The organism is Subtercola sp. YIM 133946 (assembly GCF_036553535.1).
Taxonomy (GTDB): Bacteria; Actinomycetota; Actinomycetes; order Actinomycetales; family Microbacteriaceae; genus Subtercola.
In genome coordinates this window covers 1-25,043 of record NZ_JAZHPE010000040.1, presented here as the reverse complement: position 1 = coordinate 25,043, position 25,043 = coordinate 1, and the positions used below count along the sequence as shown (strand labels likewise).

Genomic DNA, 25,043 nt, shown 5'->3' with positions numbered 1-25,043 from the left:
CTCGAAATGAGTCCCGCACGTAGCTGAGGCCTGCCCCTGTTCGGGAGTAGGCCCGAACAAGGAGAATTGTGGCAAAACCACGCGTACACGAGATCGCAAGCGAACTCGGCGTCGACAGCAAGGTCGCACTGGCCAAGCTGAAAGAAATGGGTCAGTTCGTCAAGGGCCCGTCATCGAGCATCGAGCCCCCCGTGGCCCGGCGCCTGAAAGAGGCGCTGCAGGCCGAGAGTGCCGCAGCGACGTCGGGCGGCCAGGCCTCGTCTGCCGCCGCCGGCGGTTCATCGTCGGGTTCGGCCGGCGGCGTCGCCTCAGCGACCGCCGTTCGCCCGGGCTCACGGCCCGGCCCCGCCGCGCCCAAGGCGCCCGGTTCGCAGGCCTCGTCTGCTCCCGGCCGCCCCGGCTCGACGGGCCCCTCGTCGACCCCGACGCCCGGCCGCCAGTCGGCGCCGGCCGCGTCGTCGACCGGTTCGCCGTCGGCCTCGTCGACCGCGCCCGCTGCCGAGGCTCCGGCCGCGACTGCCGGCACGTCGGCGCCCAGCGCGCCGCGCTCGAGCGCGCCCTCCACTGACCAGTCCGCGCCACGCTCGGCTGCGACGGGTGCTGCCGCAGGCGCTGCGACCGGTGCAACCCCCGGTGCGGCATCCGGTTCGGCCGCCCCCGGTACGACAACCCCAGGTTCGGCCGCTCCCGGTTCCGCCGCTCAGGCCGGTTCGGGCACCGCCTCGGCCACGCCCGGCTCGGCGACTCCCGGTGCTCCCCGCCCCGGCGGCCCGCGCCCCGGCAACAACCCCTTCGCCTCGAGCCAGGGCATGCAGCGCCCCGGCGCACCGCGCCCGGGCAACAACCCGTTCGCGAGCCAGCAGGGCATGCAGGCCGGTGGCCAGGCGCCCCGCCCCGGTGCTCCCGCGGCCGGCGGAGCCAGCAACATCCCCCGCCCCGGCGCTCCTCGCCCCGGCGCGCCCCGCCCCGGCGCCCCGCGCCCGGGTGGCGCAGGCCAGGGCGCTCGCCCCGGCGGCTTCGGTGCCCGCCCCGCGGGTGCCGGCGGCTTCCGTCCCGGTGGCGCCGGTGGCGCTCGCCCGGCCGGTGCCGGTGGTTTCCGCCCCGGTGGCGCTCCCGGCGCAGCCGGTGGCAACACCTTCGGCGCCCCGCGCCCCGCTGGTGGAGCCGGCGGTCGCGGTCGTGGCCCCGGTGGTGGTACCGCAGGCGCATTCGGTCGCGGCGGCGGTCGTGCGAAGGCACGCAAGTCGAAGCGCACGAAGAGGGCCGAGTTCGAGCTGAGAGAGGCTCCCTCGCTCGGTGGTGTCAGTGTTCCCCGCGGTGACGGCACGACGGTCATCCGTCTGCGCCGTGGCGCCTCGATCACCGACTTCGCCGACAAGATCGACGCGAGCCCGGGCAACCTGGTCACCGTGCTGTTCCACCTCGGTGAGATGGCCACGGCGACCGAGTCGCTCGACGAGGCCACGTTCGGCGTGCTGGGCGAAGAGCTGGGCTACAAGATCCAGATGGTCTCGCCCGAAGACGAAGACCGCGAGCTGCTGCTCGGCTTCGACATCGACATCGACGAAGAACTCGCCGATGAGACCGATGAAGAACTCGAGATCCGGCCGCCCGTCGTCACCGTCATGGGTCACGTCGACCACGGTAAGACCCGCCTGCTCGACGCCATTCGCAACGCGAACGTCGTCGCCGGTGAAGCCGGTGGCATCACCCAGCACATCGGTGCCTACCAGGTCATCACCGAGCACGAGGGCATCGAACGCGCCATCACCTTCATCGACACACCGGGCCACGAGGCGTTCACCGCCATGCGTGCCCGTGGTGCTCAGGTCACCGACATCGCGGTTCTGGTTGTCGCGGCCGATGACGGTATCATGCCGCAGACCATCGAGGCCCTGAACCACGCCCAGGCGGCCAACGTGCCGATCGTGGTCGCGGTCAACAAGATCGACGTCGACGGTGCGAACCCGGCCAAGGTGCGCCAGCAGCTCACCGAGTTCGGTCTCGTCGCCGAAGAGTACGGCGGAGACGTGATGTTCGTCGACGTGTCGGCTCGTAACAACACGAACATCGACAAGCTGCTCGACGCTGTGCTGCTCACCGCAGACGCAGGTCTCGACCTGCGGGCCAACCCGAACAAGGATGCCCGTGGTGTCGCCATCGAGGCGAAGCTCGACAAGGGCCGCGGTGCTGTCGCCACCGTGCTCATCCAGTCGGGTACGTTGCACGTGGGTGACGCCATCGTCGCCGGAACGGCCTACGGCCGCGTTCGGGCGATGCACGACGAGAACGGCAACTCGGTCGAGGCGGCAACCCCGTCACGCCCGGTTCAGGTGCAGGGTCTGTCGAGCGTGCCACGCGCCGGTGACACCTTCCTCGTGACCGAAGAAGACCGCACCGCCCGCCAGATCGCTGAGAAGCGTGAAGCCGTCGAGCGCAACGCCCTGTTGGCCCGTGCCCGCAAGCGCATCTCGCTCGAAGACTTCACCAAGGCTCTCGAAGAGGGCAAGGTCGAGTCGCTCAACCTCATCATCAAGGGTGACGTCTCCGGTGCTGTCGAAGCACTCGAGGAGTCGCTGCTCAAGATCGAGGTCGACGACAGCGTGCAGCTGCGCATCATCCACCGCGGTGTGGGTGCCGTCACGGCATCCGACGTCGACCTGGCGACGATCGACAACGCGATCATCATCGGGTTCAACGTGCGCCCCGACCCGAAGGCCCGCGAACGTGCGGCGCGCGAGGGTGTGGATGTGCGGTTCTACTCGGTCATCTACAACGCGCTCGAAGACATCGAGAACTCGCTCAAGGGCATGCTCAAGCCCGAGTTCGAAGAGGTGCAGTCGGGTGTGGCCGAGATTCGCGAGATCTTCCGCTCGTCGAAGTTCGGCAACATCGCCGGTGTCATCGTGCGGTCGGGCACGATCACGAGGAACGCCAAGGCGCGGGTCATCCGCGACGGTGTCGTGGTCGGCGACAACCTGGCCATCGAGTCGCTGCGTCGCTTCAAAGACGACGTCACCGAGGTTCGTACCGACTTCGAGGCCGGTATCGGTCTCGGCAAGTTCAACGACATCCAGGTGGGCGACGAGATCGAGACCATCGAGCTCAAAGAGAAGCCGCGCGCGTAGGCGGTAGCAGTACCCCGGCGGGGCATCCTGAACCTTGGGATGCCCCGCTTTCACTTCCGATGAAAGGATCAGTCATGGTTGACGAAGCCAGAGCACGCAAGTTGGCAGACCGCATCAAGGTCATCGTGGCGAAGAAGCTCGAACGCGGCATCAAAGATCCGCGCCTCGGATTCGTCACCATCACCGACGTTCGGGTCACCGGCGACCTGCAGCACGCCTCGATCTTCTACACGGTGTACGGCACCGACGAAGAGCGGGCCGACAGCGCCGCGGCGCTGAAGTCGGCCACCGGCATGCTGCGCACCGAGGTGGGCAAGAACATCACGTCGCGCCTCACCCCCTCGCTCGAGTTCATCGCCGACGGCATCCCCGAGAACGCGAAGCTCATCGACTCCCTGCTGAATGAGGCGAGGGCGCGCGACGCCGAGGTGGAGAGACTGGCCCGGCAGGGCACGTACGCCGGCGACGCCGACCCGTACGTCAAGCCGCGCGTGATCGGCGACGATGACGATGACGACTTCGATGACGATGACGATGACGACGACTTCGATGACGAAAGTGATGACGCAGTTGACGCCGACGCCGGGAAAGGCGCCCGCTAGACACTCGGTTGCACGGCTGCGGTGAGAAATTTCACACCGCTTGCTGCAACGTGGTGAAATTCCTTCCACCGGGGCCGGTGACGGGCTTACGATTCTTGCGTGTACTACGTGACGCTCTACACGGCCGATCCGGCCGGTTTCGCCCGCGTGGCCGAGGTGTATCCGCGGCACCGCGCGTACCTCGACGCCTTCGCCGAGGGCGGCGGCCTGTGGCTGATCGGCAGCTTCGGCGACCCGGAGGTCGAGGGATCGATGGCCGTCTTCCGAACGCGCGACGCCGCCGAGGAGTTCGTGGCGAACGACCCGTTCGTCACCGAGGGCCTCGTGGCCTCGTCGAGCATCCGTGAGTGGCAGCCCCTCGAGTTCGAGCCGGCCCGGGCCAGCCGCACGCTCGACCCGGCCAACTTCGTGGGCTAGCTGAACCTGGCTGAACCTGGCTGAACGCAGCGCGGCCTCTACCGCGCACTGGCGGCTACGTCAGCTCAGCTGCGAGCGTCGGCAGCGACGGCCGCAGCGACGACTGCGACGACCTCGTCGGGGGCGACGAACTCGCCCGAGCGCTCCACCCGGTGCACCAGGTCGGTCAGCGCCTGGTTCACCGGCGCGTGCCGGCCGAGCTGCCGAGCCTCGGCGACCACGGCGCCGTTGAGGTAGTCGATCTCGGTCGGCTGGCCACGACGGATGCTCTGCAGCGTCGATCCCGGGTTCGGAGTGCCGCCCATCCGTCGCCCCATCAGCCTCGGCAGTGCTCCGCCGAGCCGAACCGGTGCCACCGCGAACACGCGCAGCAGAGCGTTGTTCAGCCCCTGCACGCTGCCGTAGTGGATCTTTCGGGCGAACCCGGTGCGCACGGCCTCCCGCATGCTCGCAGAGATCACCGGGTTCAACCGTGGGTGTGCGAGGGTCTGCTGGGCGCTCAGCCCGGTGATCGCAGGCATCGCGTTGACCTGGTTGACGATGAGTTTGGTCCACTGTGCGCCGCGGAAGTTGCCGATCGCCTGCGCCGGAATGCCCTGGGCGAGGGTCGAGGCGGCGGCGAGGGCCGCCGAGCCGACCGGTCCCGCGCCGGTGCCGAGGTACGTCGGGCCCGACGTCGTGACGGTCACCTCGCCGGGTGACAGGTAGCTCGTGGCGTAGAGGGCGAGGGCGCCGATCCAGGTCGCCTCGGGCAGGGCGGCGCGGGCCGTGTCGAGCGCTTCGAGGCCGTTCTGCACGATGACCACGGGCAGCCCTCGCAGCAGGTCGGCATTCGCGGTGATGGCCGCCCGGGCATCCTGCGCCTTCGTGCAGACCAGGGCGAGCTCGGGGCGGCGGGTGAGCTGTTCGTGTGCCGTCACATGCGCGACGTGATCGCCCCACGCGCCCGTGAGCCGGATGCCGCTCTGCCGTATTGCGACGAGATTGTCACCGCGTGCCGCGAGCTCGACCTGGTGACCCGCACGGTCGAGAGCGGCGGCGATGCTGCCTCCGATGGCACCGGCACCGACGATGGCGATCTTCATGGCTACAGGCTAACGCGTCACGGCAGGCGGAACCCGCCGTTCGATTCGACGGCCAGACCGTCGACGAGCAGGCCGGCCAGTGCTCGTGCGCGCTGCTCTGCATCGGGCCAGAGGGCGTCGACCTCGGCCGCCGAGACCGTGTCGTGGCGCTCGGCTGTCGCCCGCAGCGCGGAGAGGATGATGCCCCGAACCTGGCGGTCAGAGCCCTCGTACTTCTTCTGCACGGCCTTGCGGCGGCCCGTGAAGCCGGGGTACCCGGCGGCCCGCCAGGCACACGTCGCGCGCAGCGGACACTCATCGCAGCGGGGAGCCCGCGCGGTGCAGACCACGGCGCCGAGCTCCATCATGCCCGCGTTGAAGGCACGGGCGTCGTCGCGGCCCTCGGGCAGCAGCGCCGCCATGTCGGCGAGGTCGCGGCGGCCGGTCGGTGGCCCCGGTTCGGCCTGGCCGAGCACGGCGCGGGCGATCACACGACGGATGTTCGTGTCGACCACCGGGTGCCGGTCGCCGTAGGCGAACGCGGCGACGGCGCGGGCGGTGTAGTCGCCTATTCCGGGCAGGGCCAGCAGGGCATCCACGTCTCGCGGAACGACGCCGTCGTGCCGTTCGACGATGGCGACCGCGGCCGCGTGCAGCCAGAGCGCGCGGCGCGGGTAGCCGAGCGACTGCCAGGCGCGCACGGCGTCGCCGGGGGAGTCGGCGGCGAGGGCGGCGGGGGTGGGCCAGCGCTCGAGCCACTCGGCCAGGCGCGGAACGACGCGGCTGACGGGTGTCTGCTGCAGCATGAACTCGCTGACCAGCGTGCCCCACGGGGGGAAGCCGGGCCGGCGCCAGGGCAGGTCGCGGGCGGTGGCGGCGAACCACGGGATGATCGCGGCGCTGATCTCGGCAGTCACAGTCGCAACGTTACCGAACGGAGCGCGCGGTGATGCCGGCACGGCGGCCGGGGTGCTGTCGCGTGCCCTGCCCTGCCCGCGCTGCCCTGCCCCGCCCTTCTGCCACGCTCGTAGACTGGGGGCATGGTCTATCCACCGACGCCCCGCAGCGAATTCTTCGACGCTCTCGCGGCCGAGATCTTGCACAACTACCGGCGCGGCCGGGTGCTCATCGGCATCGACGGCCTCGTCGGCGCGCGAGCGTTCGCCGACGACCTCGCCGTGGCGCTGCGCGAGGCCGGCCACGCCGTCTTCCGCGCTTCGTTCGACGACTTCCAGCGACCGAGGGCGGCTCGCACCCAGCGCGGAGCCGCCTCACCCGAAGCGCTCTATTTCGACTGGTACGACTACTCGGCCTTTCTGCGGGTGCTCGTGCAGCCGTTCCGCATGGGCGGCAGCACCGGCTTCAGCACGGCGAACTTCGACGCCGACCGCGACATTCCGCGCGAATCGCGCTGGGTCACCGGCCCGCAAGACGCGATGCTTCTGGTGGACGGCCCGTTTCTGCAGCGCCCCGAGCTGCGCGGCAACGCCAACTTCATCGCCTACCTCGAAACACCCGCAGACACGCTCGATGCGCAGCAGGCCGGGGCGAAGCAGCTGTACGAGGCAGCCGTGGGGCCCCGCCCGCTCGCCGATGCGATCATCGACGACACCGTTGCGGCCGCACCGCGCCGCCTCTTCGCCGACCGCTGTTGACGCCGACCGCGGCTGACCTCGACCGCGGCTGAGCTCGACCGCGGCTGATTTCGACCGCGGCCGACCTCGACCGCGGCTGACTTCAATCGCCGTTGGCGCCGAACGCTGCCATCCTCGGCCGCTGTCGGTGCCGACCGCTGTTAGCGTTGTCGGGTGACTTCTTCGGGCCCGACCAGCGGCATCCTGCTCATCGACAAGCCCACCGGGCTCACCAGCCACGATGTCGTCGCCAAAACCCGCCGTGCCGCCGGCACCCGCAAGGTCGGCCACGCCGGAACGCTCGACCCGATGGCCACCGGCCTGCTGGTGCTGGGGCTCAACTCGGCGACCCGGCTGCTCACCTACGTTGTCGGGCTCGACAAGGAGTATGAGGCGACCATCCGGCTCGGGGCCTCTACCACCACCGACGACGCCGAGGGTGAGACCCTCGAGACCGCAGCATCCGGAACCGTCGAACGCGTCACGCCCGAGGCGATCGCGGCCGGCCTCGCTGCCCAGACCGGTGCCGTCCTGCAGCGCCCCAGCTCGGTCAGCGCCATCAAGGTCGACGGCCGCCGTGCCTACGCCCGGGTGCGCCAGGGCGAGACGGTCGTTCTGGATGCCCGGCCGGTCACGATCGCCTCGATCGACCTGCTCGCCGAGAGGCCAGTGCTCGATGCGGCGGGCGCGACCGTGCTCGACCTCGACGTGCGGGTGACGTGCTCGTCGGGAACGTACATCCGCGCCATCGCCCGCGACCTGGGCGACACGCTCGGCGTCGGCGGCCACCTCACTGCGCTGAGGCGCACCCGAATCGGCCCCTTCGGCGTGGCTCAGGCCCACGCGATCGACACGCTCGACCCGTCGACGGCGCTCGTGCCCCCGGCCCGGGTCGCCGCTGCGCTGTTCACCGTGGCCGACCTCGATGCCCAGCAGTCGATCGATCTGCGCAACGGCAAGAAGATCGCCTTCGACGGCCCGGCCCGCACGACGTTCGCCGCCATCGACCCGGCCGGCGACCTGATCGGGCTCTTCGAAGTGCGAGGCGGGGCGGCTCGCGTTCTGGTGAACTTCCCGGCCGACAAGGAGCCCGCATGATCGTCTGGTTCTCGTACGTGCAGATCGCCGTGGCCCTCGTCGCCGGAGTCTTCTGCCTCGTCTCGGGCTTCGCCGGGCGCAAGCCGAACGACTTCAGTCTCGGCGCGACGGCGCTCGTCGAGGTGTTGCTGGTGGCGCAGCTGATCGTCGCCATCGTGTCGCCCGCGGCCGGCAACCCGCCCCAGGGCGACGTGCTGACGTTCTGGGTCTACATGGTGTCGGCGCTACTGCTGCCCGTGGCCGCCGTGTTCTGGGCGCTGATCGACCGGTCGAAGTGGAGCACCGTCGTGCTCGGCGTCGCCTGTCTGGCCATCGCCGTGATGGTCTTTCGAATGAACGAAATCTGGCTGGTTCAGAACGTCTAAACTCGACAGTGCCATGCCATCGACCAATGACACTCCTGCCACCGTTCCTGCCGCGGTCGGCACGACCCTCAAACGGCCCCGGGTGGCGGGCATCGGCCGTGTTCTCGTGGTGGTCTACGCCATTCTCGCGCTGGGCGCCTTCGGGCGGTCGCTCGTGCAGATCACCGAGCAGTTCGCCGACGCACCCGTCGCCTACACGCTCTCGGCCGTCTCGGCCGCGGTGTACATCGTGGCGACCATCGCTCTCGTCGCGCGCGGCGCCGTGTGGTATCGCATCGCCTGGATCACGATCTCGTTCGAGATGCTCGGCGTGCTCGTCGTGGGCACCCTGAGCATCGTCGCTCCCGAGCTGTTCGCGCATGCCTCGGTGTGGTCGTTCTACGGCATCGGCTACGGCTTCGTGCCGCTGGTACTCCCGGTTCTCGGCATGATCTGGCTGTCGAAGAACCGCCCGGTGCGCTCGGCCGAGCTGCCGGCAGAACCGGCGGCGACCGGTGGCCCATCGGCGACCACTGGCTCATCGGCGACCGGTGGCCCATCGGCGACCCCTGGCCCATCGGCGACCGCTGGCCCGGGCCGGTCGTGAAGGTCTTCAGGTCGGTCGGCGAGGTGCCCGCCGACTTCGGCCCGTCTGCGATCACCGTCGGCAAGTTCGACGGCGTGCACGCCGGGCACCGCGCGGTCATCCGCGAGCTGCTGGATGCCGCACGGCACGATGACCTCGCCGCCGTCGTCGTGACGTTCGACCGGCATCCGGCCCGCCTGCTGAACCCCGAGCGGGCGCCCATCTCGCTGGTCGGCAACGAGCAGAAGCTCGACCTGCTGGCCGAGACGGGTGTGGATGCCACGCTCATGCTCACGTTCGACAACGAGCTCGCGTCGCTCAGCCCGCGCGACTTCGTCACGAGCATCCTGGTCGACGGGCTGCACGCCAGGGTGGTGCTGGTGGGCGGCGACTTCCGTTTCGGGCACCGCAGTGCGGGCGACGTCGCCCTGCTGCGCACGCTCGGCGCCGAGTTCGGTTTCGAGACCCGGGTGATCGCCGACGTCGCGCCCGACTCCGACCGCCGGGTGTCGTCGACCTGGATTCGCGAGCTGCTCGCCGACGGCGACGTCGTGCGCGCGACGGCCCTGCTCGGCCATCCGCCGGCGATCCAGGGCGAAGTGGTGCACGGGGCGAAGCGCGGGCGCGAGCTCGGCTTTCCGACGGCCAACCTGTCGCCGCGGTCGGAGGGCCTGATTCCCGCCGACGGGGTGTACGCCGGCTGGCTGACCGACGGCGACCGGCGCTACCCGGCCGCCATCTCGGTCGGCAGCAACCCCACCTTCGACGGCGTGCCGCCGAAGCAGGTCGAGGCCTACGTGCTCGACGAGACCATCGACCTCTACGGGCACACGGTGCTGATCTCGTTCGCCGACCGCATCCGCGGCATGGTGAAGTTCACCGGAATCGAACCGCTGATCGAACAGATGAACGACGACGTAGAGCAGGTTCGAAAGCGCCTGGCGTGACCGCTCGGGATGCCCGGCCGCTGCCCGTGCGGCCTCTGTGGGCCGGTCGTGCCCTCGCCCTGGCCGGCGTGCTGCTCGTCGCCATCAACCTGCGCACCGCGGTCGCGGCCCTCTCGCCGATCTTCGGGGCGATCGAGATCGACATTCCGTTCGGCAGCCTGGGCATCGGCGTTCTGGGCACGCTGCCGCCGCTGTGCTTCGCCGCGTTCGGGTTGCTCACCCCGCTGTTGCAGCGCCACCTGCGGCTCGAGACGCTGCTGCTGTTCGCCCTGGCCGCGATGGTGCTGGGCGACGCGGGTCGCGCCCTGTCGGGGTCGTACGCGGTGCTGGTCGGCAGCAGCATCCTGACCTTCGCGGGGATGGGTACCGGCAACGTTCTGCTGCCGCCACTGGTGAAGAAGTACTTTCCCGATCGCATCGGGCTGCTGACGTCGCTCTACGCCACCTCGATGGCGCTGTTCTCACTGGTGCCGCCGCTCGTCGCGGTGCCGGTCAGCGAGCAGGCCGGCTGGCGGGTGTCGGTGGGCATGTGGGGCGTGTTCAGCGTCATTGCCATCGCGCCCTGGTTGGTGCTGCTAGTGCGCGACCGGAGGGCGGTGAGGCCAGAGAAGGGCGATTCGTCCGGTGACTCGGCGACCGGCGAACGCGCCGTCTCGGAGACCGACGAATCCGCAGACGGAGCAACACACGCGCCCGGGGGAACCGGCGGCCCGCTGGTCGGGCGCGTGTGGCACTCGGGGCTCGCCTGGGCCCTCGCGATCATGTTCGGAGTGACATCGCTGAACGTCTACGCCGTGTTCGCGTGGCTGCCCGAGCTGCTGACCGAGCGTGCCGGAGTCGACGCCGCCCAGGCCGGGGCACTGCTGGCGCTGTATTCCGCGATGGGAATACCGCTGTCGCTGCTGATCCCTCTGCTGGCGTCGCGGCTGCCCGGCATCGGTGGGCTGGTCTGGGCCGGCGCCGGGTTCTACCTGGCCGGCGATCTCGGTCTGCTGCTCGCACCCGGCACGCTCACGTGGCTCTGGGTCGCGTTCGCCGGCATCGGTCCGCTGCTCTTCCCGCTCTCGCTGCTGCTCGTCAACCTGCGTACGCGCAGCCAGGCCGGATCGGTCGCCCTCAGTGGGTTCATGCAGGGCATCGGCTACCTGATCGGTGCGGCCGGCCCGCTGCTGCTCGGTGTGCTGCGCGAGTCGACCGGCGACTGGACGCTCGCGCTGCTCTTTCTCACGGCGACGGTGCCGATCATCCTGATCGCAGGTCTCGTGGTGGCGCGGCCGCGGCTGCTCGAAGACGACTGGCACCGTCGCACGCCAGAGGTACCGATCGGCACCGGGCGTCGCCCAGCCGAGGGCCGTACACTTGATCGGTGAGTATTGACAGAGTTGTGAGCCCCGCGTCGAGGGCCATCGAGATCGTCGGCGGTGACCTGACCGAGTCGAGTCTGAAACGCTACCTTGCGGGCATCCCCGGCGTCGATGCCGTCGGCCTCGAGGCACGGGCGGCCGACCTCGGCAGCCGGTCGATCAAGACGACCTCGAAGGCCTGGGCGCTCGATCGCATCATCTCGCTGATCGACCTGACCACGCTCGAGGGGGCCGACACGCCCGGCAAGGTGCGGTCGCTCGTTGCGAAGGGCCTGACTCCGGATGCTGCAGACCCGAGCTGCCCGCGGGTGGCCGCCGTCTGCGTGTACGGCGACATGGTGCCCTCTGCGGTCGAGGCGCTCGGCGCCTTCCACGGCGACGCCGTCGAGGGCGGCATCAACGTCGCCGCCGTCGCCACCGCCTTTCCGAGCGGCCGCGCATCGCTGCCGGTCAAGCTGGCCGACACCGCAGACGCCGTGGCCGCCGGCGCCGACGAGATCGACATGGTCATCGACCGGGGGGCGTTCCTCTCCGGCCGTTACGGCCAGGTCTTCGACGAGATCGTCGCCGTCAAGGAGGCGTGCCGCCGGGCCGACGGCAGCTACGCCCACCTGAAGGTGATTCTCGAGACAGGGGAACTGAACACCTACGACAACGTGCGCCGGGCATCCTGGCTCGCCATTCTCGCGGGCGGCGACTTCATCAAGACGTCGACCGGCAAGGTCGCCCCGGCCGCCACGCTGCCCGTCACCGTGCTGATGCTGGAGGTCGTTCGCGACTGGTACCGGCTCACCGGCGAGCAGATCGGCGTGAAGCCGGCCGGCGGAATCCGGGCGTCGAAAGACGCCATCAAATACGTGGTCGCCGTCGCTGAGACGGCGGGGGAGCAGTGGCTGCAGCCGCACCTGTTCAGATTCGGGGCGTCGAGCCTGCTGAACGACGTTCTGCTGCAACGCCAGAAGCTGGCGTCGGGGCACTACTCCGGTGCCGACTACGTGACGATCGACTGAGAGACGCAAGACATGTCATTCCTGGAATATGCCCCGGCCCCCGAGTCGACGGCGCTGCTGAACCTCAAATCTGAGTATGGGCTCTTCATCGACGGCGAGTTCACGGCCGGGTCGGGTGAATCGTTCGCGACCATCTCGCCGGCGACCGAGAAGCACATCGCCACCATCGCGCAGGCCTCGTCGGCCGACGTGGATGCCGCGGTTGCCGCCGCTCGCCGCGCCTACGACACGACGTGGTCGCGCCTGTCGGGTCGTGAGCGCGGAAAGTACCTGTTCCGCATCGCGCGGCTGGTGCAGGAGCGCGCCCGCGAACTCGCCGTCGCCGAGAGCCTCGACAACGGAAAGCCGATCAAGGAGAGCCGCGACGTCGACGTTCCGCTCGTCTCCGCGTGGTTCTTCTACTACGCCGGTTGGGCCGACAAGCTCGACCACGCCGGCCTCGGGGCGAACCCGCGCGCGCTCGGCGTGGCTGCCCAGGTCATCCCATGGAACTTTCCGCTGCTCATGCTGGCGTGGAAGATCGCTCCCGCCCTCGCGGCCGGCAACACGGTCGTGCTGAAGCCCGCCGAGACCACACCGCTCACCGCGCTGCTGTTCGCCGAGATCGTGCAGCAGGCCGGCCTGCCATCGGGCGTGGTGAACATCATCACGGGCGCGGGCGACACCGGCCGCGACCTGGTCAACCACCCCGACGTGAACAAGGTGGCGTTCACCGGCTCGACGTCAGTCGGCCGCGAGATCGCCCGGTCGCTGGCCGGAACAACGAAGAAGCTCACGCTCGAACTCGGCGGCAAGGGCGCCAACATCGTCTTCGACGACGCCCCGATCGACCAGGCCGTCGAGGGAATCGTGCGCGGCATCTTCTTCAACCAGGGGCACGTCTGCTGCGCCGGGTCGCGCCTGCTGGTGCAGGAGAACATCCACGACGAGGTGGTCGAGCGTCTGAAGGTGCGGCTGTCGACGCTGCGGGTCGGCGATCCGCTCGACAAGAACACCGACGTCGGGGCCATCAATTCGAGGGAACAGCTGCAGCGCATCCGTGAGCTCTCTGCCATCGGCGAAGACGAGGGCGCCGATCGCTGGAGCCCCGCGTGCGAGCTGCCGACGTCGGGCTTCTGGTTCGCGCCCACGATCTTCACGAACGTGTCGACGAGCAGTCGCATCGCACGCGACGAGATCTTCGGGCCGGTGCTGTCGGTGCTCAGCTTCCGCACGCCTGCCGAGGCCGTCGCCAAGGCGAACAACACGCCCTACGGGCTGTCTGCCGGAATCTGGAGCGACAAGGGCAGTAAGATCCTCGCCGTGGCCGACAAGCTGCGGGCCGGCGTCGTATGGGCGAACACCTTCAACCAGTTCGATCCGGCCAGCCCGTTCGGCGGCTACAAAGAGAGTGGCTACGGCCGTGAGGGCGGCAAGCAGGGGCTGGCTGCGTACCTCGCGCCGGCGTCGGTCGTGACGAAGGGTGGCACGAAGTGAGCCGGCTGGCCGTGTTGAAGACCTACAAGCTCTACATCGGCGGAAAGTTTCCGCGCAGCGAGTCGGGCCGCGTCTACGAGGTGCGCAGCGCGTCGGGCGAGTTCGTGGCGAACGCCGCCCAGGCGTCGCGAAAGGATGCCCGCGACGCCGTGGTGGCGGCCCGCGCCGCCGTCTCGGGCTGGTCGAAGGCCACCGGGTACAACCGGGGCCAGGTGCTGTACCGCATCGCCGAGCTGCTCGAGGGGCGCCGGGCGCAGTTCGTCGACGAGATCGTCACCGGCGAAGGCGTGACGGCGGAGGTCGCCGCCGGCCAGGTCGACGAGGCCATCGACCGCTGGATCTGGTACGCGGGCTGGGCCGACAAGTACGTGCAGGTGGCGGGCAACGCGAATGCCGTGTCGGGCCCGTTCTTCAACATCTCAGTGCCCGAGGCCACCGGCGTGGTCGCTGTCGTGGCCCCGCAGGATTCGTCACTGCTCGGCTTCGTGAGCGCGGTGGCACCGGCTCTCGTCGCCGGCAACACGGTCGTGGTCATCGCAGCCGAGAAGCTGCCGCTCGCGGCCATCAGCCTGTCGGAGGTGCTCGCCACGAGCGATGTGCCCGGGGGAGTCGTGAACGTGCTGACGGGGTCGCCGGCCGAGATCGTGCCGTGGCTCGCCTCGCACGCCGACGTGAACGCCCTCGACCTGGTCGGGGCTGGTTCGCTCGACTGGGTGTCGCTGCAGATCGCGGCGGCCGAGACGCTGAAGCGCGTGCTGCCGCCCGAGAACGGACCGGATGCCGCGCTGCCGTCGCTCGAACGCATCACCGCGTTCACCGAGACGAAGACGGTCTGGCACACCAAGTCGATGCTGTGAAGCTGAGCAACGCTCGGTAACGGTAGACTGGGGCAATGCCTCGACCCCGCACCGCCGCCGCTCCGGCTTCGCCGGGGCTCGTGTTCACCATGGCTGTGGGGCCGCGCGCGGAGCAGCGAGCCGACCTCGTCTGCATCGACGCAGTGACGCAGGAGTACGTGCTGTCGGTCGACGGGATTCCGCAGTCGCGGGTGTTCCTGAGCGACCCCACTTCGCTCGCGTTCGGGTACATCCGGCAGGTGGCGCGGGTCATCGATGCGTGGGCGCCGGCCGGGCATCCGCTCGCCGTCGTGCACCTCGGGGCGGGAGCCCTCACGCTGCCGCGCTACGTGGCCGCCACCAGGGCCACGTCGCGCCAGGTGGTGGTCGAGGTCGAACGCGCGCTCTGCGAGGCGGTGCTCGAGGCCCTGCCGCTGTGCGAGCCGCTCCGGCTCGTGTACGGCGATGCGAGGGCGGTGGCCGAATCTGCGGTGGCGGGGTGGAGCGGCGGCGACGCGAGGGCGGTGGCCGAATCTGCGGTGGCGGGGTGGAGCGACGCCGAGGTCACCGTGGTCGACCTGTGGTCGGGTGCGTTCATCGCGTCACGGGTGGCGGGCCTCGAGTTCTATCGTCTGGTGGGTGCTCGCTCGGCTGCGACGGGAGTGGTGGCCGTCAATCTGCTCGACGGTCCCGGTTTCGTCTACACCAAGGGCCAGGTCGCCGCACTCAGCCACGTGTTCGCCTACGTGGCTGTCGTGCTCGACGAACGGATGCTCGACAATACGCAGATGGGCAACGTGCTCGTGCTGGCATCTGATGCCGCCCTCGGCCGCGCGCTGCACGCGGTCTCGCTGGCCGGCGGTGTGCGCGTGCTCGACGCAGCCGAACTCGCCGGGTGGGTCGGTGACGTGCCGGCGGCCGACGATGCCCAGGCGTGCGACTCGCCGCCTCCCGACGAGTCGCACTTCGAGCGGTTCTTCGGCCGCGACTTCTTCGCGCCGTGACGGGCGCGCCGCGGCGAACGCGCCGTAACGGGCGCGCCGTGACGGGCGCGCCGTGACGAACGCGCCGTGACGAACGCTTTAGCCCACGGGTCTGAGTCGCTCGGACTTGGCCTACTCGGTCTGGCCGACGAGGTCTGACGAGCTCGGTCTGGCCTACTCGGTCGGGGGCTTCGGGGGCAGGGTGCCCATGGCTCACCTCTCCTTCTCACTACATGAGCAATGCTCGGGAACGATGTCTACTATAGATCCTCTGGCGGGTGACTTCCAGCCTGCTGTGCATCCCGGGTCGATGTCGGCCGGGCGGCGTAGCCTGTTCAGGTGACTACTCAGCGAACCGCCCTCGTGACCGGCGCCACCGGATACATCGGAGGCCGCCTCGTGCCCCGCCTGCTCGACGCGGGGTTCGCGGTGCGGGTGCTGGTGCGTTCGCCCATGAAGCTCGCCGACGTGCCCTGGGCCGACCAGGTGCAGGTCATCACGGCCGACCTCGCCGACCGAGACTCGCTCGAGGGCGCGTTCGACGGCGTCGACGTGCTCTACTACCTCGTGCACTCCATGGGCAGCTCGGGCAACTTCGACGGCACCGAGCTGTCGAGCGCGAAGAACGTCGCGCAACTCGCGCTGAAGGCCGACGTGAAGCGCATCGTCTACCTCGGCGGTCTGCACCCGCAGGGCGTCACACTGTCACGGCACCTGCGTTCGCGGGCGGCGGTGGGCAGCATCCTGTTGCAGTCGGGTGTGCCGACCGTGGCGTTGCAGGCGGGCGTGGTCATCGGGTCGGGGTCGACGAGTTTCGAGATGATCCGGCACCTCACCGAGGTGCTGCCGTACATGCCCGCGCCCAAGTGGGTGCGCAACCGCATCCAGCCCATCGCCATTCGCGACGTGCTCTACTATCTCGTCAAGGCGGCCGACATCGACGAGCCGGTCAACCGCACCTTCGACATCGGCGGGCCCGACATCCTGCGCTACGGCCAGATGATGAACGGGTACGCCGTCGAGGCCGGCCTGCACCAACGGCCCATCGCGTCGCTGCCGGTGTTCACTCCGTGGCTGGCCTCGCAGTGGGTCAACCTGGTGTCGCCGATTCCGCGCAGCCTCGCGGTTCCGATCATCGAGTCGCTGCAGTTCGAGTGCGTCACGAGCGAGCACGACATCCGCACGTACATCCCCGACCCCGAGGGCGGTCTGACCGGCTACCGGCGCTCTGTTCGGCTCGCCCTCGACAAGGTGCGCACCGGCCAGGTCGAGACGAGCTGGCAAGACAGCGACGTGCGCGGCGCCCCGGCCGACACGCTGCCAAGCGACCCCGACTGGGCGGGCCACACGGTCTACACCGACCTTCAGGTACGCACGACGGATGCCCGGCCCGGTGACCTCTGGCGGGTCATCGAGGGCATCGGCGGCGACAACGGCTGGTACTCCTTTCCGTTGGCGTGGGCGGTTCGCGGCTGGATGGACAAGCTCGTCGGCGGAGTCGGCCTGCGCCGCGGCCGCCGCAACCCCGACCACCTGCATACGGGCGACGCGCTCGACTTCTGGCGCGTCGAGCAGATCACCCGCGGCAGCTTCCTGCGCCTGCGGGCCGAAATGAAGGTGCCCGGCCCGGCCTGGCTCGAGCTGCGCGTAGAGCCCCGCGAGGGCGGCGGCTCGACCTACACACAGCGCGCGGTGTTCTTTCCGAAGGGGCTCGCGGGGCGGTTGTACTGGTATTCGATCCTGCCGTTCCACGGCTTCATCTTTCCCGGAATGGCGAACCGCATCACCCAGACGGCCGAGGTCGAGGCGGGCCGCACGGTCGGCGATGTGGGCCATACGCATCCCGCCGAACCGGCGAATGCGTCGCCCGCCGACGAGGTTGCGTAGACTTGTAGCTCCCCACCCGTCGCACACTGGATGATCGCATAGCCCACGACCTCGCATATCTCCACAATCAGGAGGCGGACATGCCCGAAAACCCCACACTCGTTTTTCTCGGCGACAGCTTGACAGCGCACGGTCGCTGGCAGGAGTGGTTCCCCGACTACGACGTGCACAACCTCGGAGTCGGCGGCGACACCACCGATGACGTCAGGGCCCGGCTCGACGACGTCGTCGCCCTGAACCCCGGCACCGTGGTGCTGCTGATCGGCACCAACGACCTCGGCAACAAGCGCCGGTCGGTCGAGCACGTGGTGCAGAACATCGAGACGATTCTGGCCGTGCTTCGCGCCGAGTTGCCCGACGCCGAGATTCTGCTCGAGTCGGTGATGCCGCGCGGCGCCGAGTTCGCCGACGAGGTGCGCGAGATCAACCGGCACATCTGGCAGTTCGCGTCGAGCGTGCGCACGCACTACCTCGACCTCTGGCCCGCTCTGGCGACGGCCGAGGGAGAACTGAACCCCGAGTACACCGACGACGGGCTGCACCTCAACGAGCAGGGCTACCGTGCCTGGCTCGACGAGCTGGAGCCGGCCCTCGAGCGCGTCTACGGCCTGCCCCCGAAGAGCCGCCCGATCAGGCTGCCCGAGCTGCGCAACCCGCACATCTGAGGCCGGGCGCCGCGCAGCGACGTTGCGGCAGTGGTCAGTCGTTGACGTTGACGCCGTGGTGGTGGGTGACGACACCGACCGGGCGGGCGCCGACGCTCTCGATCGCCCGTGATGCGGTTGCCACGCCGCGCTCGGCGGCTCGACGTAGGCGCGCTTCGAGCGCCACGGCTGCGGGCCGCGCGGCTGCGGGCGGCACGGCGATGGGCGCCGCGGCTGCGGGCAGCGCTTCCCCAGCCTGCGTATCGAAGTAGCCCGACAGGAAGCCCGCGTTGAAGGCGTCTCCGGCGCCGGTGGTGTCGACCGGCTCGACGGGAACGCAGTCGACCGTGAAGCGCACGGCGGCGTCACTGCCGCGCGGGCCCGCCCCGATGAACGCGCCGGTGCGGCCGAGTGTCAGGGCCACCACCGCGAAGTGTTCGGCGAGGGCGTCGACCAGCTCGGCCGGCCTGGCGGCATGGCCGAGGCCCGTCAGCGCCCGCGCCTCGTCGAGGTTCGGAAACAGCACATCGGCGCCTCGAACCGCCTCGAGGAACGCGTCGGCGCCGTGGTCGGTGATGAACCCCGAGGAGGCCGGGTCGATCGAGACCGTGATGCCGTGCATCCGGGCCCGCTCGATGAGGCGGCCGAAGCCGTCGACGGGCTGGCCGCTGAAGATGGTGTAGCCGGTGAAGTGCAGGTGGCTGGCCACGCGCAGCAGGGCGTCGCTGACGTCGTCGGGCGCGGTGAGCGCGTTGGCGCCCCGCTCGGTGAGCATGGTGCGGGTGTCGATGGTGCGGCCCGAGACGGGGTCGGTGGTGGTCTCGACGATCACCACGATGGTTCCGGTGGGCAGGATGCTCTCGCCGAGCAGGTGCGCCGTGACGCCCGAGTTGCGCAGCGCCGTCTCGTGCCGCACGGTGTCGACGATGTTCGTGCGGCCGACGAAGTCGACCTGCGTGCCGAGCGACCCGAGCCAGGCCGCTGTGTTCGCCGCGGAGCCGCCCGGGCGACGCTCGATGCGCGCCAGCGTGTCGGTGTCGCTGCGGATCGGCGAGGCAGGCGAGGCGATGATGTCGTCGAAGACGTCGCCGAACACCACGATGCGTATCGGCAGGTGCGGGGTGGTCACCGGATGCTCTTCAGTGCTCGTCACGTGTCTCAGGGCCGGTCGCGCGTCGCTCAGCCGGCGGCCAGCGCGCTCCAGGCCGTCGCGATCTCGCCGGCCAGCCGAACGTTGTTGCGGGCGATATCGAGGTTGACCTCGAGGCTGCGGCCGCCCGAGGCGCCGACGATGTACGACAGCAGGAACGGAGTGACCGCCTTGCCCCGGATGCCCTGCGCATCGGCCTCGGCGAGTGCTTCGAGCAGCACCGCGTCGTGCTCGTCGGGCTCCCACTGCAGCTCGGGCGGCAGCGGGTTCGCCACGATGATGCCCTGGCCGTGACCGAGTTCATCCTGACTCTGCATGACGGCAGCGATCTCGCCGGGCGACTCGACCGACCAGTCGATCTGCTCGCCCGACTCGGTGAGCCAGAAGCTCGGGAAGTTGGTGGTGCGGTAGCCGACGACGGGCACGCTCAGCGTCTCGAGGCGTTCGAGCGTGCCGGCGATGTCGAGCACCGACTTGACCCCGGCGGCCACGACAGTGACGCCGGCGATTGCCAGCGACGAGAGGTCGGCCGATTCGTCGAACGTGGCGCTGGCGCCGCGGTGAACGCCGCCGAGGCCGCCGGTGGCGAACACCCGCACGCCCGCCTTGCCGGCCAGATACGCCGTCGCCGCGACGGTGGTGGCGCCCGAGATCTTCTTGGCCGAGAGAATGGGCAGATCGCGCACGCTGGCCTTGACCATGTCTTCGTTGGCGATGCGATCGACACCGTCGGCGTCGAGGCCGATCTGCGGAACACCGTCGAGCACGGCGATCGTCGCCGGCGTCACTCCGGCCGAACGCAGGATCTCTTCGAACTCCTGCGCGGCGGCGAGGTTGCGCGGCCGGGGGAGGCCGTGCGAGATGATGGTGGACTCGAGCGCGACCACCGGGCGGTTCGCCTCGAGGGCGGTCTGCACGGCGTCGGAGATTACGAATGGCGAAGGCATGGATCTAGGCTAAGCCTTATGTCGAGCACAGATTCGCCCCGCCCCTTCGACGCCGCAGACGGCGACCCCGGCGGCACGGGCGACGACACGGCCGCGAACACCGACGATGCGATTCTGGCCGCCGCCGGACAGCTCGAAGAACTGCGCGAGCAGGAGCGCAGCCTGCAGTTCACCTCGTTCGACTACGACGACGCCTGGGATGTCGGCTCACGTCTGCGCGACGAGGCGCTGGCGGCTTCGCTGCCCGTCGCCATCGCGGTCGTCTTCGGCGAGCAGCGCGTCTTCCACGCCGCCCTGCCGGGTTCGAGCGCCGAAAACGACGACTGGCTGCGGCGCAAGTTCAACGTGGTTCGCCGGTACGGCGAGGCGTCGTACACCGTCGGCACGCTGTACCGCTCGCGCGGAACCACCTTCGAGGCGAGTTCGCGCCTGCCGCTGGCCGACTTCGCCGCGCACGGCGGAGCGTTTCCGCTGCGGGTGAACGGCAGCCTGATCGGGGCGGTCGGCGTCTCTGGGCTCGCCCAGTCAGACGACCACGACCTCGTCGTGAGCGCGCTGTCGTACCTGCGGGGCCAGGAGTGAGCGGCCGGGGCCGCGCCGACGCGTCGCGGTACCCCACCTACACCCGCACGGCCCTCGCGCCCGGCCTGCTCGGCGCGATCGCCCTGCTCGCCGCCGTCGCGGTCATCGACTCGGGCTGGTTCACGATTCTGCAGTACGTGATCAGCATTCTGGCGCTGATCATCTGCGTCTTCGCCTGGCAGGCCAGGCAGTGGTGGTGGATCATCGGGCTGGTTCCCATCGCGGTGATCTGGAACCCGGTGTGGCCGCTGCACTTCGACGCGCCGGTCTGGTACGCCTTCCACCTGGCGGCGGCGGTCGTCTTCGTGGCCTCTGGCCTGCTCATCAAGATTCCCGTCGACACGAAGAAGTGACAGCTCCGCCGTGACACCCCGAGTGGCCGGGCCGGCGAACCCCCGGCATCGGGTAGAATAGACGCGCACGGGGAATTCCGCTCTAGCGTCGACCGTGATTCGGTGAAGTCACCGCAGGTGTGAACCTCGCGGGTGACCGCATTCGTCTCGCGCTGCACGGCCAGGAAGTCCCGGCAGTCATGTCACGGGTCACGAGGCCCGTCACGACTCCACAGGAGGAGCATGTCACGATCAGGCGTTCGCCGATCTACCCGCACGGTCGACAACACCGGGCTCATTCCGATTCTCGCGCGCAAGGTGCGCGAGGTCGAGGCCGCCGCTCAGCGCGGCAAGGTCGTGCCGTCGAACCGCACCAAGTTTCTCGTCGTCGCGCTGCTGATGCGCGAAGAACGGGCCCGCATCAAGGGCGATGCCGACCTGAGTGACGCCGAGCGCGCTGAACAGCTCAAGCGGCTCGACGGCATCGCGGGCATCCTGGCCCAGACGGCCGCGCGCGACACGTCGCTGATTACCCTGCTCGAGAGCGACGCGCCCGTCTCGCCCGTCGCTCAGCGGCTGCGCCGCGAGTACCTGGCGGATGCCGGTGTCGAGCTCGACGAAGAAGAACCCCCGGCGCCCGCCGCCGCCTCGCCGTTCGCGGCCGACCTGTTCTCAGAGCGGCAGGTCGTTCCGCAGTCGGTCAAGGCCCGCCAGCTGGCGAACCCCTTTCTGGCGCCCGATTTCAGCGCCGCCACGGCGCAGAAGCCCGTGTCACGCGGCCGGCTGTCGAGCTGGGAGCTGCTCGGCCCCCTCTACCGTGCCTTCGAGTACGGCTCGGGCGGCACGGTCGCCAGCATGGAGCTGCCCGAGGCACCGAAGATCGACCGCATCTCGCCCCCCGGTCACGAGCTCATGCACCACCAGGCGCGTTTCATCGCGGCCGTCGCCGCCGGGCATCGCTCGTTCCTGCTCGCCGACGAGCCCGGGCTCGGCAAGACGGCGCAGTCGCTGCTGGCCGCATCTGTCAGCGACTCGTACCCGCTGCTCGCGGTGGTGCCGAACGTCGTGAAGATGAACTGGGCCCGCGAGGTCGAGATCTGGACCCCGCAGCGCCGCGCCACCGTCATCCAGGGCGACGGGGCCAACCTCGACGCGTTTGCCGACGTCGTGATCGTGAACTACGACGTGCTCGACCGCCACCTCGCCTGGCTCGGCACGCTCGGTTTCAAGGGCATGGTCGTCGACGAGGCGCACTTCATCAAGAACCTGCAGTCGCAGCGCTCGAAGAACGTGCTGGCGCTGGCCGAGCGCATCCGCAAGTTCGCGCCCGGGGGAGACCCGCTGATGATGGCGCTCACCGGAACACCGCTCATCAACGACGTCGACGACTTCAGGGCGATCTGGCAGTTCCTGGGCTGGATCGACGGCGACAAGCCCACCGCCGAGCTCATGTCGAAGCTCGAAGACACCGGCCTCACCCCGGCCGACTTCGGCTTCTTCGCCGAAGCGCGCGAGGCGGTTATCGACATGGGCATCGTGCGCCGCAAGAAAGTGGATGTCGCGGCCGACCTGCCCGCCAAACGAGTGGTCGACCTTCCCGTCGAACTCGACGACGACCTCGGGCGATCGATCAGGCAGGCCGAGGCGGAGCTCGGCAGACGACTCGTCACGCGGTACCGCCGTGCGGCATCCGGAGCCCTCGGAAGCGGTTACGACACAAGCGACGGCCCCAACAGGGAGCTCATGCGGCTGGTGGCCAAAGCCGAGCTCGAAGAGTCGAAGTCGTCGTCGACCGGCGAGAACGTGTTCACCATGGTGCGCAAGATCGGCCAGGCCAAGGCAGGCCTCGCCGCCGACTACGCCGCCCAGCTGGCTCGGTCGGTGGGCAAGGTGGTGTTCTTCGCCAAGCACATCGACGTGATGGACCAGGCCGAAGAGGCCTTCGCCCGCCGCGACCTCAAAACGATCTCGATTCGCGGCGACCAGAGCGCCGCCTTCAGGCAGACCCAGATCGATGCGTTCAACAACGACCCGGAGGTCTCGGTGGCGGTGTGTTCGCTGACCGCGGCCGGTGTCGGCCTCAACCTGCAGGCAGCGTCGAACGTGGTGCTCGCCGAACTGTCGTGGACGGCGGCCGAGCAGACCCAGGCCATCGACCGCGTGCACCGCATCGGCCAGGAGGAACCCGTGACGGCGTGGCGAATCATCGCCGCGCAGACCATCGACTCGAAGATCGCCGAACTCATCGACAGCAAGCAGGGACTCGCCGCCCGGGCGCTCGACGGCTCTGACGCCGAGATCACCTCCAGCGACAGCGTGCAGCTGGATGCCCTCGTGCACCTGCTCGAGAAGGCGCTCTCATGAGCTCGTTCGGCCCCGTCTCGCTGCCCACCGGCAGCGCGGCGACCCACAACGTAGCGCTCGAGACGACGCTCGAGCCCGAGGCCCCCGAGGAGCTGTTCGGCTCGGTCTCGGGCCGGCTGGGTTCGCCCCGGTCGTGGCCGAAGAGCCACGGGCGCACCGACGTCATCGTGCGCAAGGGCCTGCTCGCGCTCGTCAACACGACCCTCACGCCGCACGAGGCGATGGTCGAAGACCTGCTGTTCATCCGTCGTGCCCTCATCGACGCCTCGATTCCGTTCTTCCTCATCCGGGGCAACGACGAGCGGCCCGTGGTCGTGGTCGACGCCGCGCGCCGGCGCCGGCTCGAACGGGCTCTCGCCCGGGCCTGTGAAGACGAACCGATGTACTCCAAGACCGTCGAGGGCAAGAAGCGGCCGCCCGTGCTGGTCTGCGACGGCCTGCTCTCCGAGAGCCGCAAGGCCCGTATCTTCCGGCTGTACCGTCCCCGGGTCGAGCCGGTCGGCGGCCTGACCTACGGCTCGTCCACCGGCATCGAACTGCAGTTGTGGGGCTTCGAAGACAACGTCATCGTGTGCCCGGTCGAGAACTCGCTGACCCGGCGCATCCTGCCGCGTTCAGAGGCCGTGGCGAGCACCGTCGACCTCTACGGGGTGACCTGGAACAGTCTGCGCGGCATGTTCGATGTGCAGGCCAACGACGTCGTGTTCGACATCGACATGGTGTTCTCGTGGGTCGACGGCAACGACATCGAGTACCAGCGCCGGCGCCGCGCGCAGTCCGACGACGTGGTACTCGGCGACGGCGACGACTCGGATGCCCGGTACCGCCAGATCGACGAACTGAAGTACGCGCTGCGGTCGGTGTACACCTTCGCCCCGTGGGTGCGGCGCATCTTCGTGGCGAGCGACTCGGCCAGGCCTTCGTGGCTCGCCGATCATCCGCGGGTCACCTTCGTGCGCAGCGAGGAGTTCTTCAGCGACGCCTCGGTGCTGCCCACTCACAACTCACAGGCCGTCGAGAGCCAGCTGCACCACATTCCGGGCATCAGCGAGCACTTCCTCTACTCGAACGACGACATGTTCTTCGGCCGCCCCGTGCAGCCGAACATGTTCTTCAGCTCGGGTGGCGTGACCAAGTTCATCGAGGCGACCACCCGCATCGGGCTCGGCGAGAACGAGGCGTCGCGCAGCGGATTCGAGAACGCGGCCCGGGTGAACCGGCGCCTGCTGTTCGAGAAGTTCGGCCGCATCATCACCCGTCACCTCGAGCACGCGGCCGCCCCGCTTCGCCGCAGCATCATGTCTGAGCTCGAGATGGAGTTTCCGGCAGACTTCGAGCGCACGGCGGCGAGCCGCTTCCGTTCGAGCACCGACATCTCGGTGACGAACTCGCTGTACCACTACTACGCCCTGATGACCGGGCGGGCGGTGGTGCAGGAGGCGGCCCGGGTGCGCTACGTCGACACGACCATCCGGTCGGGGCTCGCCATGCTGCCCGGCATTCTGCGCAAGCGCTCGTTCGACTTCTTCTGCCTGAACGACGGCAGCTACCCCGAGGTGTCGGCCGAAGAACGCACCGAGGCCGTGCAGGCGTTTCTCGAGCAGTACTTCCCGTTCAAGGCGCCCTGGGAGAACTAGGCGGGGGCCGC

At 69.4% G+C, this 25,043-nt stretch carries 23 protein-coding genes; 19 read left to right on the top strand and 4 right to left on the bottom strand.

Annotated elements, in window-relative coordinates; translation table 11 throughout:
* Positions 1–68: 68 nt before the first annotated feature.
* The 3 genes from infB to V3W46_RS13235 all read left to right on the top strand — a co-directional run bounded on the left by infB (position 69) and on the right by V3W46_RS13235 (position 4,147).
* Entirely contained in the window at positions 69–3,128 is a 3,060-nt protein-coding gene (gene infB / locus V3W46_RS13245) for a translation initiation factor IF-2 (protein WP_331783594.1), read from the top strand.
* A 74-nt stretch (positions 3,129–3,202) separates the two neighbouring features.
* A complete protein-coding gene (rbfA, locus tag V3W46_RS13240) occupies positions 3,203–3,730 on the top strand; it encodes a 30S ribosome-binding factor RbfA (protein ID WP_331783593.1) in 528 nt (175 codons plus the stop codon).
* A 99-nt stretch (positions 3,731–3,829) separates the two neighbouring features.
* The gene (locus tag V3W46_RS13235) at positions 3,830–4,147 is read left to right on the top strand and encodes a YciI family protein (protein ID WP_331783592.1); all 318 of its coding nucleotides are present in this window, start codon (positions 3,830–3,832) and stop codon (positions 4,145–4,147) included.
* Positions 4,148–4,212: 65 nt separating this feature from the next.
* Here the strand turns inward: V3W46_RS13235 and V3W46_RS13230 are convergent, their stop codons facing one another.
* Both V3W46_RS13230 and V3W46_RS13225 read right to left on the bottom strand, forming a co-directional pair.
* Positions 4,213–5,232 (bottom strand): ketopantoate reductase family protein, encoded by a 1,020-nt coding sequence (locus tag V3W46_RS13230; RefSeq protein ID WP_331783591.1) that lies wholly within the window; start codon positions 5,230–5,232, stop codon positions 4,213–4,215.
* 17 nt (positions 5,233–5,249) lie between these two features.
* Positions 5,250–6,128 (bottom strand): A/G-specific adenine glycosylase, encoded by an 879-nt coding sequence (locus tag V3W46_RS13225; RefSeq protein WP_331783590.1) that lies wholly within the window; start codon positions 6,126–6,128, stop codon positions 5,250–5,252.
* Positions 6,129–6,251: 123 nt separating this feature from the next.
* Here V3W46_RS13225 and V3W46_RS13220 point away from each other — a divergent pair, with 123 nt between their 5' ends.
* The 12 genes from V3W46_RS13220 (at position 6,252) to V3W46_RS13165 (ending at position 18,041) form a co-directional block, all read left to right on the top strand.
* Positions 6,252–6,866, top strand: a complete 615-nt coding sequence (locus V3W46_RS13220) for a hypothetical protein (RefSeq protein ID WP_331783589.1) — start codon at positions 6,252–6,254, stop codon at positions 6,864–6,866.
* A 153-nt stretch (positions 6,867–7,019) separates the two neighbouring features.
* The gene (truB, locus tag V3W46_RS13215; protein WP_331783588.1) at positions 7,020–7,943 is read left to right on the top strand and encodes a tRNA pseudouridine(55) synthase TruB; all 924 of its coding nucleotides are present in this window, start codon (positions 7,020–7,022) and stop codon (positions 7,941–7,943) included.
* A complete protein-coding gene (locus V3W46_RS13210) occupies positions 7,940–8,308 on the top strand; it encodes a hypothetical protein (RefSeq protein WP_331783587.1) in 369 nt (122 codons plus the stop codon). Before truB ends, V3W46_RS13210 begins: the two co-directional genes overlap by 4 nt.
* A gap of 13 nt (positions 8,309–8,321) precedes the next feature.
* The gene (locus V3W46_RS13205) at positions 8,322–8,894 is read left to right on the top strand and encodes a hypothetical protein (protein WP_443069985.1); all 573 of its coding nucleotides are present in this window, start codon (positions 8,322–8,324) and stop codon (positions 8,892–8,894) included.
* Positions 8,891–9,820: a bifunctional riboflavin kinase/FAD synthetase gene (locus V3W46_RS13200; RefSeq protein ID WP_331783586.1), complete on the top strand. Its 930-nt coding sequence runs from the start codon at positions 8,891–8,893 to the stop codon at positions 9,818–9,820. Before V3W46_RS13205 ends, V3W46_RS13200 begins: the two co-directional genes overlap by 4 nt.
* Entirely contained in the window at positions 9,817–11,190 is a 1,374-nt protein-coding gene (locus V3W46_RS13195) for an MFS transporter (RefSeq protein WP_331783585.1), read from the top strand. Before V3W46_RS13200 ends, V3W46_RS13195 begins: the two co-directional genes overlap by 4 nt.
* Positions 11,187–12,194 (top strand): deoxyribose-phosphate aldolase, encoded by a 1,008-nt coding sequence (gene deoC, locus V3W46_RS13190; protein WP_331783584.1) that lies wholly within the window; start codon positions 11,187–11,189, stop codon positions 12,192–12,194. Before V3W46_RS13195 ends, deoC begins: the two co-directional genes overlap by 4 nt.
* Before the next feature lie 12 nt (positions 12,195–12,206).
* Positions 12,207–13,670 carry an aldehyde dehydrogenase family protein gene (locus V3W46_RS13185; protein WP_331783583.1) on the top strand — a complete coding sequence of 488 codons (1,464 nt, stop codon included), beginning with the start codon at positions 12,207–12,209 and terminating at the stop codon, positions 13,668–13,670.
* Entirely contained in the window at positions 13,667–14,527 is an 861-nt protein-coding gene (locus tag V3W46_RS13180) for an aldehyde dehydrogenase family protein (RefSeq protein ID WP_331783582.1), read from the top strand. Before V3W46_RS13185 ends, V3W46_RS13180 begins: the two co-directional genes overlap by 4 nt.
* Before the next feature lie 35 nt (positions 14,528–14,562).
* Positions 14,563–15,510, top strand: a complete 948-nt coding sequence (locus V3W46_RS13175) for a spermidine synthase (protein ID WP_331783581.1) — start codon at positions 14,563–14,565, stop codon at positions 15,508–15,510.
* A gap of 318 nt (positions 15,511–15,828) precedes the next feature.
* Positions 15,829–17,376 carry an SDR family oxidoreductase gene (locus tag V3W46_RS13170; protein ID WP_331783580.1) on the top strand — a complete coding sequence of 516 codons (1,548 nt, stop codon included), beginning with the start codon at positions 15,829–15,831 and terminating at the stop codon, positions 17,374–17,376.
* A gap of 80 nt (positions 17,377–17,456) precedes the next feature.
* A complete protein-coding gene (locus V3W46_RS13165; RefSeq protein ID WP_331783579.1) occupies positions 17,457–18,041 on the top strand; it encodes an SGNH/GDSL hydrolase family protein in 585 nt (194 codons plus the stop codon).
* A gap of 34 nt (positions 18,042–18,075) precedes the next feature.
* On the opposite strand, the gene V3W46_RS13160 is transcribed toward V3W46_RS13165, so the two are convergent.
* Both V3W46_RS13160 and V3W46_RS13155 read right to left on the bottom strand, forming a co-directional pair.
* Positions 18,076–19,173 carry a carbohydrate kinase family protein gene (locus V3W46_RS13160; protein ID WP_331783578.1) on the bottom strand — a complete coding sequence of 366 codons (1,098 nt, stop codon included), beginning with the start codon at positions 19,171–19,173 and terminating at the stop codon, positions 18,076–18,078.
* Positions 19,174–19,199: 26 nt separating this feature from the next.
* Positions 19,200–20,117: a pseudouridine-5'-phosphate glycosidase gene (locus V3W46_RS13155; protein ID WP_331783577.1), complete on the bottom strand. Its 918-nt coding sequence runs from the start codon at positions 20,115–20,117 to the stop codon at positions 19,200–19,202.
* Between the two features lie 18 nt (positions 20,118–20,135).
* On the opposite strand from V3W46_RS13155, the gene V3W46_RS13150 reads away from it, so the two are divergent.
* From V3W46_RS13150 to V3W46_RS13135, 4 genes are all read left to right on the top strand, one after another.
* Complete coding sequence (locus V3W46_RS13150) at positions 20,136–20,699, top strand: heme-degrading domain-containing protein (protein ID WP_331783576.1); 564 nt, start codon at positions 20,136–20,138, stop codon at positions 20,697–20,699.
* Entirely contained in the window at positions 20,696–21,052 is a 357-nt protein-coding gene (locus V3W46_RS13145) for a DUF6804 family protein (protein WP_331783575.1), read from the top strand. Before V3W46_RS13150 ends, V3W46_RS13145 begins: the two co-directional genes overlap by 4 nt.
* A gap of 222 nt (positions 21,053–21,274) precedes the next feature.
* Complete coding sequence (locus V3W46_RS13140; protein ID WP_331783574.1) at positions 21,275–23,395, top strand: DEAD/DEAH box helicase; 2,121 nt, start codon at positions 21,275–21,277, stop codon at positions 23,393–23,395.
* Positions 23,392–25,032: a stealth family protein gene (locus tag V3W46_RS13135; RefSeq protein ID WP_331783573.1), complete on the top strand. Its 1,641-nt coding sequence runs from the start codon at positions 23,392–23,394 to the stop codon at positions 25,030–25,032. The genes V3W46_RS13140 and V3W46_RS13135 overlap by 4 nt, the downstream gene beginning before the upstream one ends.
* The last annotated feature ends 11 nt before the right edge of the window (positions 25,033–25,043 follow it).

What these genes read in the sequence shown, in the direction of transcription:
- rbfA (WP_331783593.1), top strand. Translation starts at nt 3,203, where the DNA reads ATGGTTGACGAAGCCAGAGCACGCAAGTTGGCAGACCGCATCAAGGTC.
- V3W46_RS13230 (WP_331783591.1), bottom strand. Translation starts at nt 5,232, where the DNA reads ATGAAGATCGCCATCGTCGGTGCCGGTGCCATCGGAGGCAGCATCGCC.
- V3W46_RS13220 (WP_331783589.1), top strand. Translation starts at nt 6,252, where the DNA reads ATGGTCTATCCACCGACGCCCCGCAGCGAATTCTTCGACGCTCTCGCG.
- V3W46_RS13210 (WP_331783587.1), top strand. Translation starts at nt 7,940, where the DNA reads ATGATCGTCTGGTTCTCGTACGTGCAGATCGCCGTGGCCCTCGTCGCC.
- V3W46_RS13205 (WP_443069985.1), top strand. Translation starts at nt 8,322, where the DNA reads ATGCCATCGACCAATGACACTCCTGCCACCGTTCCTGCCGCGGTCGGC.
- V3W46_RS13185 (WP_331783583.1), top strand. Translation starts at nt 12,207, where the DNA reads ATGTCATTCCTGGAATATGCCCCGGCCCCCGAGTCGACGGCGCTGCTG.
- V3W46_RS13175 (WP_331783581.1), top strand. Translation starts at nt 14,563, where the DNA reads ATGCCTCGACCCCGCACCGCCGCCGCTCCGGCTTCGCCGGGGCTCGTG.
- V3W46_RS13165 (WP_331783579.1), top strand. Translation starts at nt 17,457, where the DNA reads ATGCCCGAAAACCCCACACTCGTTTTTCTCGGCGACAGCTTGACAGCG.
- V3W46_RS13155 (WP_331783577.1), bottom strand. Translation starts at nt 20,117, where the DNA reads ATGCCTTCGCCATTCGTAATCTCCGACGCCGTGCAGACCGCCCTCGAG.
- V3W46_RS13150 (WP_331783576.1), top strand. Translation starts at nt 20,136, where the DNA reads ATGTCGAGCACAGATTCGCCCCGCCCCTTCGACGCCGCAGACGGCGAC.
- V3W46_RS13140 (WP_331783574.1), top strand. Translation starts at nt 21,275, where the DNA reads ATGTCACGATCAGGCGTTCGCCGATCTACCCGCACGGTCGACAACACC.
- V3W46_RS13135 (WP_331783573.1), top strand. Translation starts at nt 23,392, where the DNA reads ATGAGCTCGTTCGGCCCCGTCTCGCTGCCCACCGGCAGCGCGGCGACC.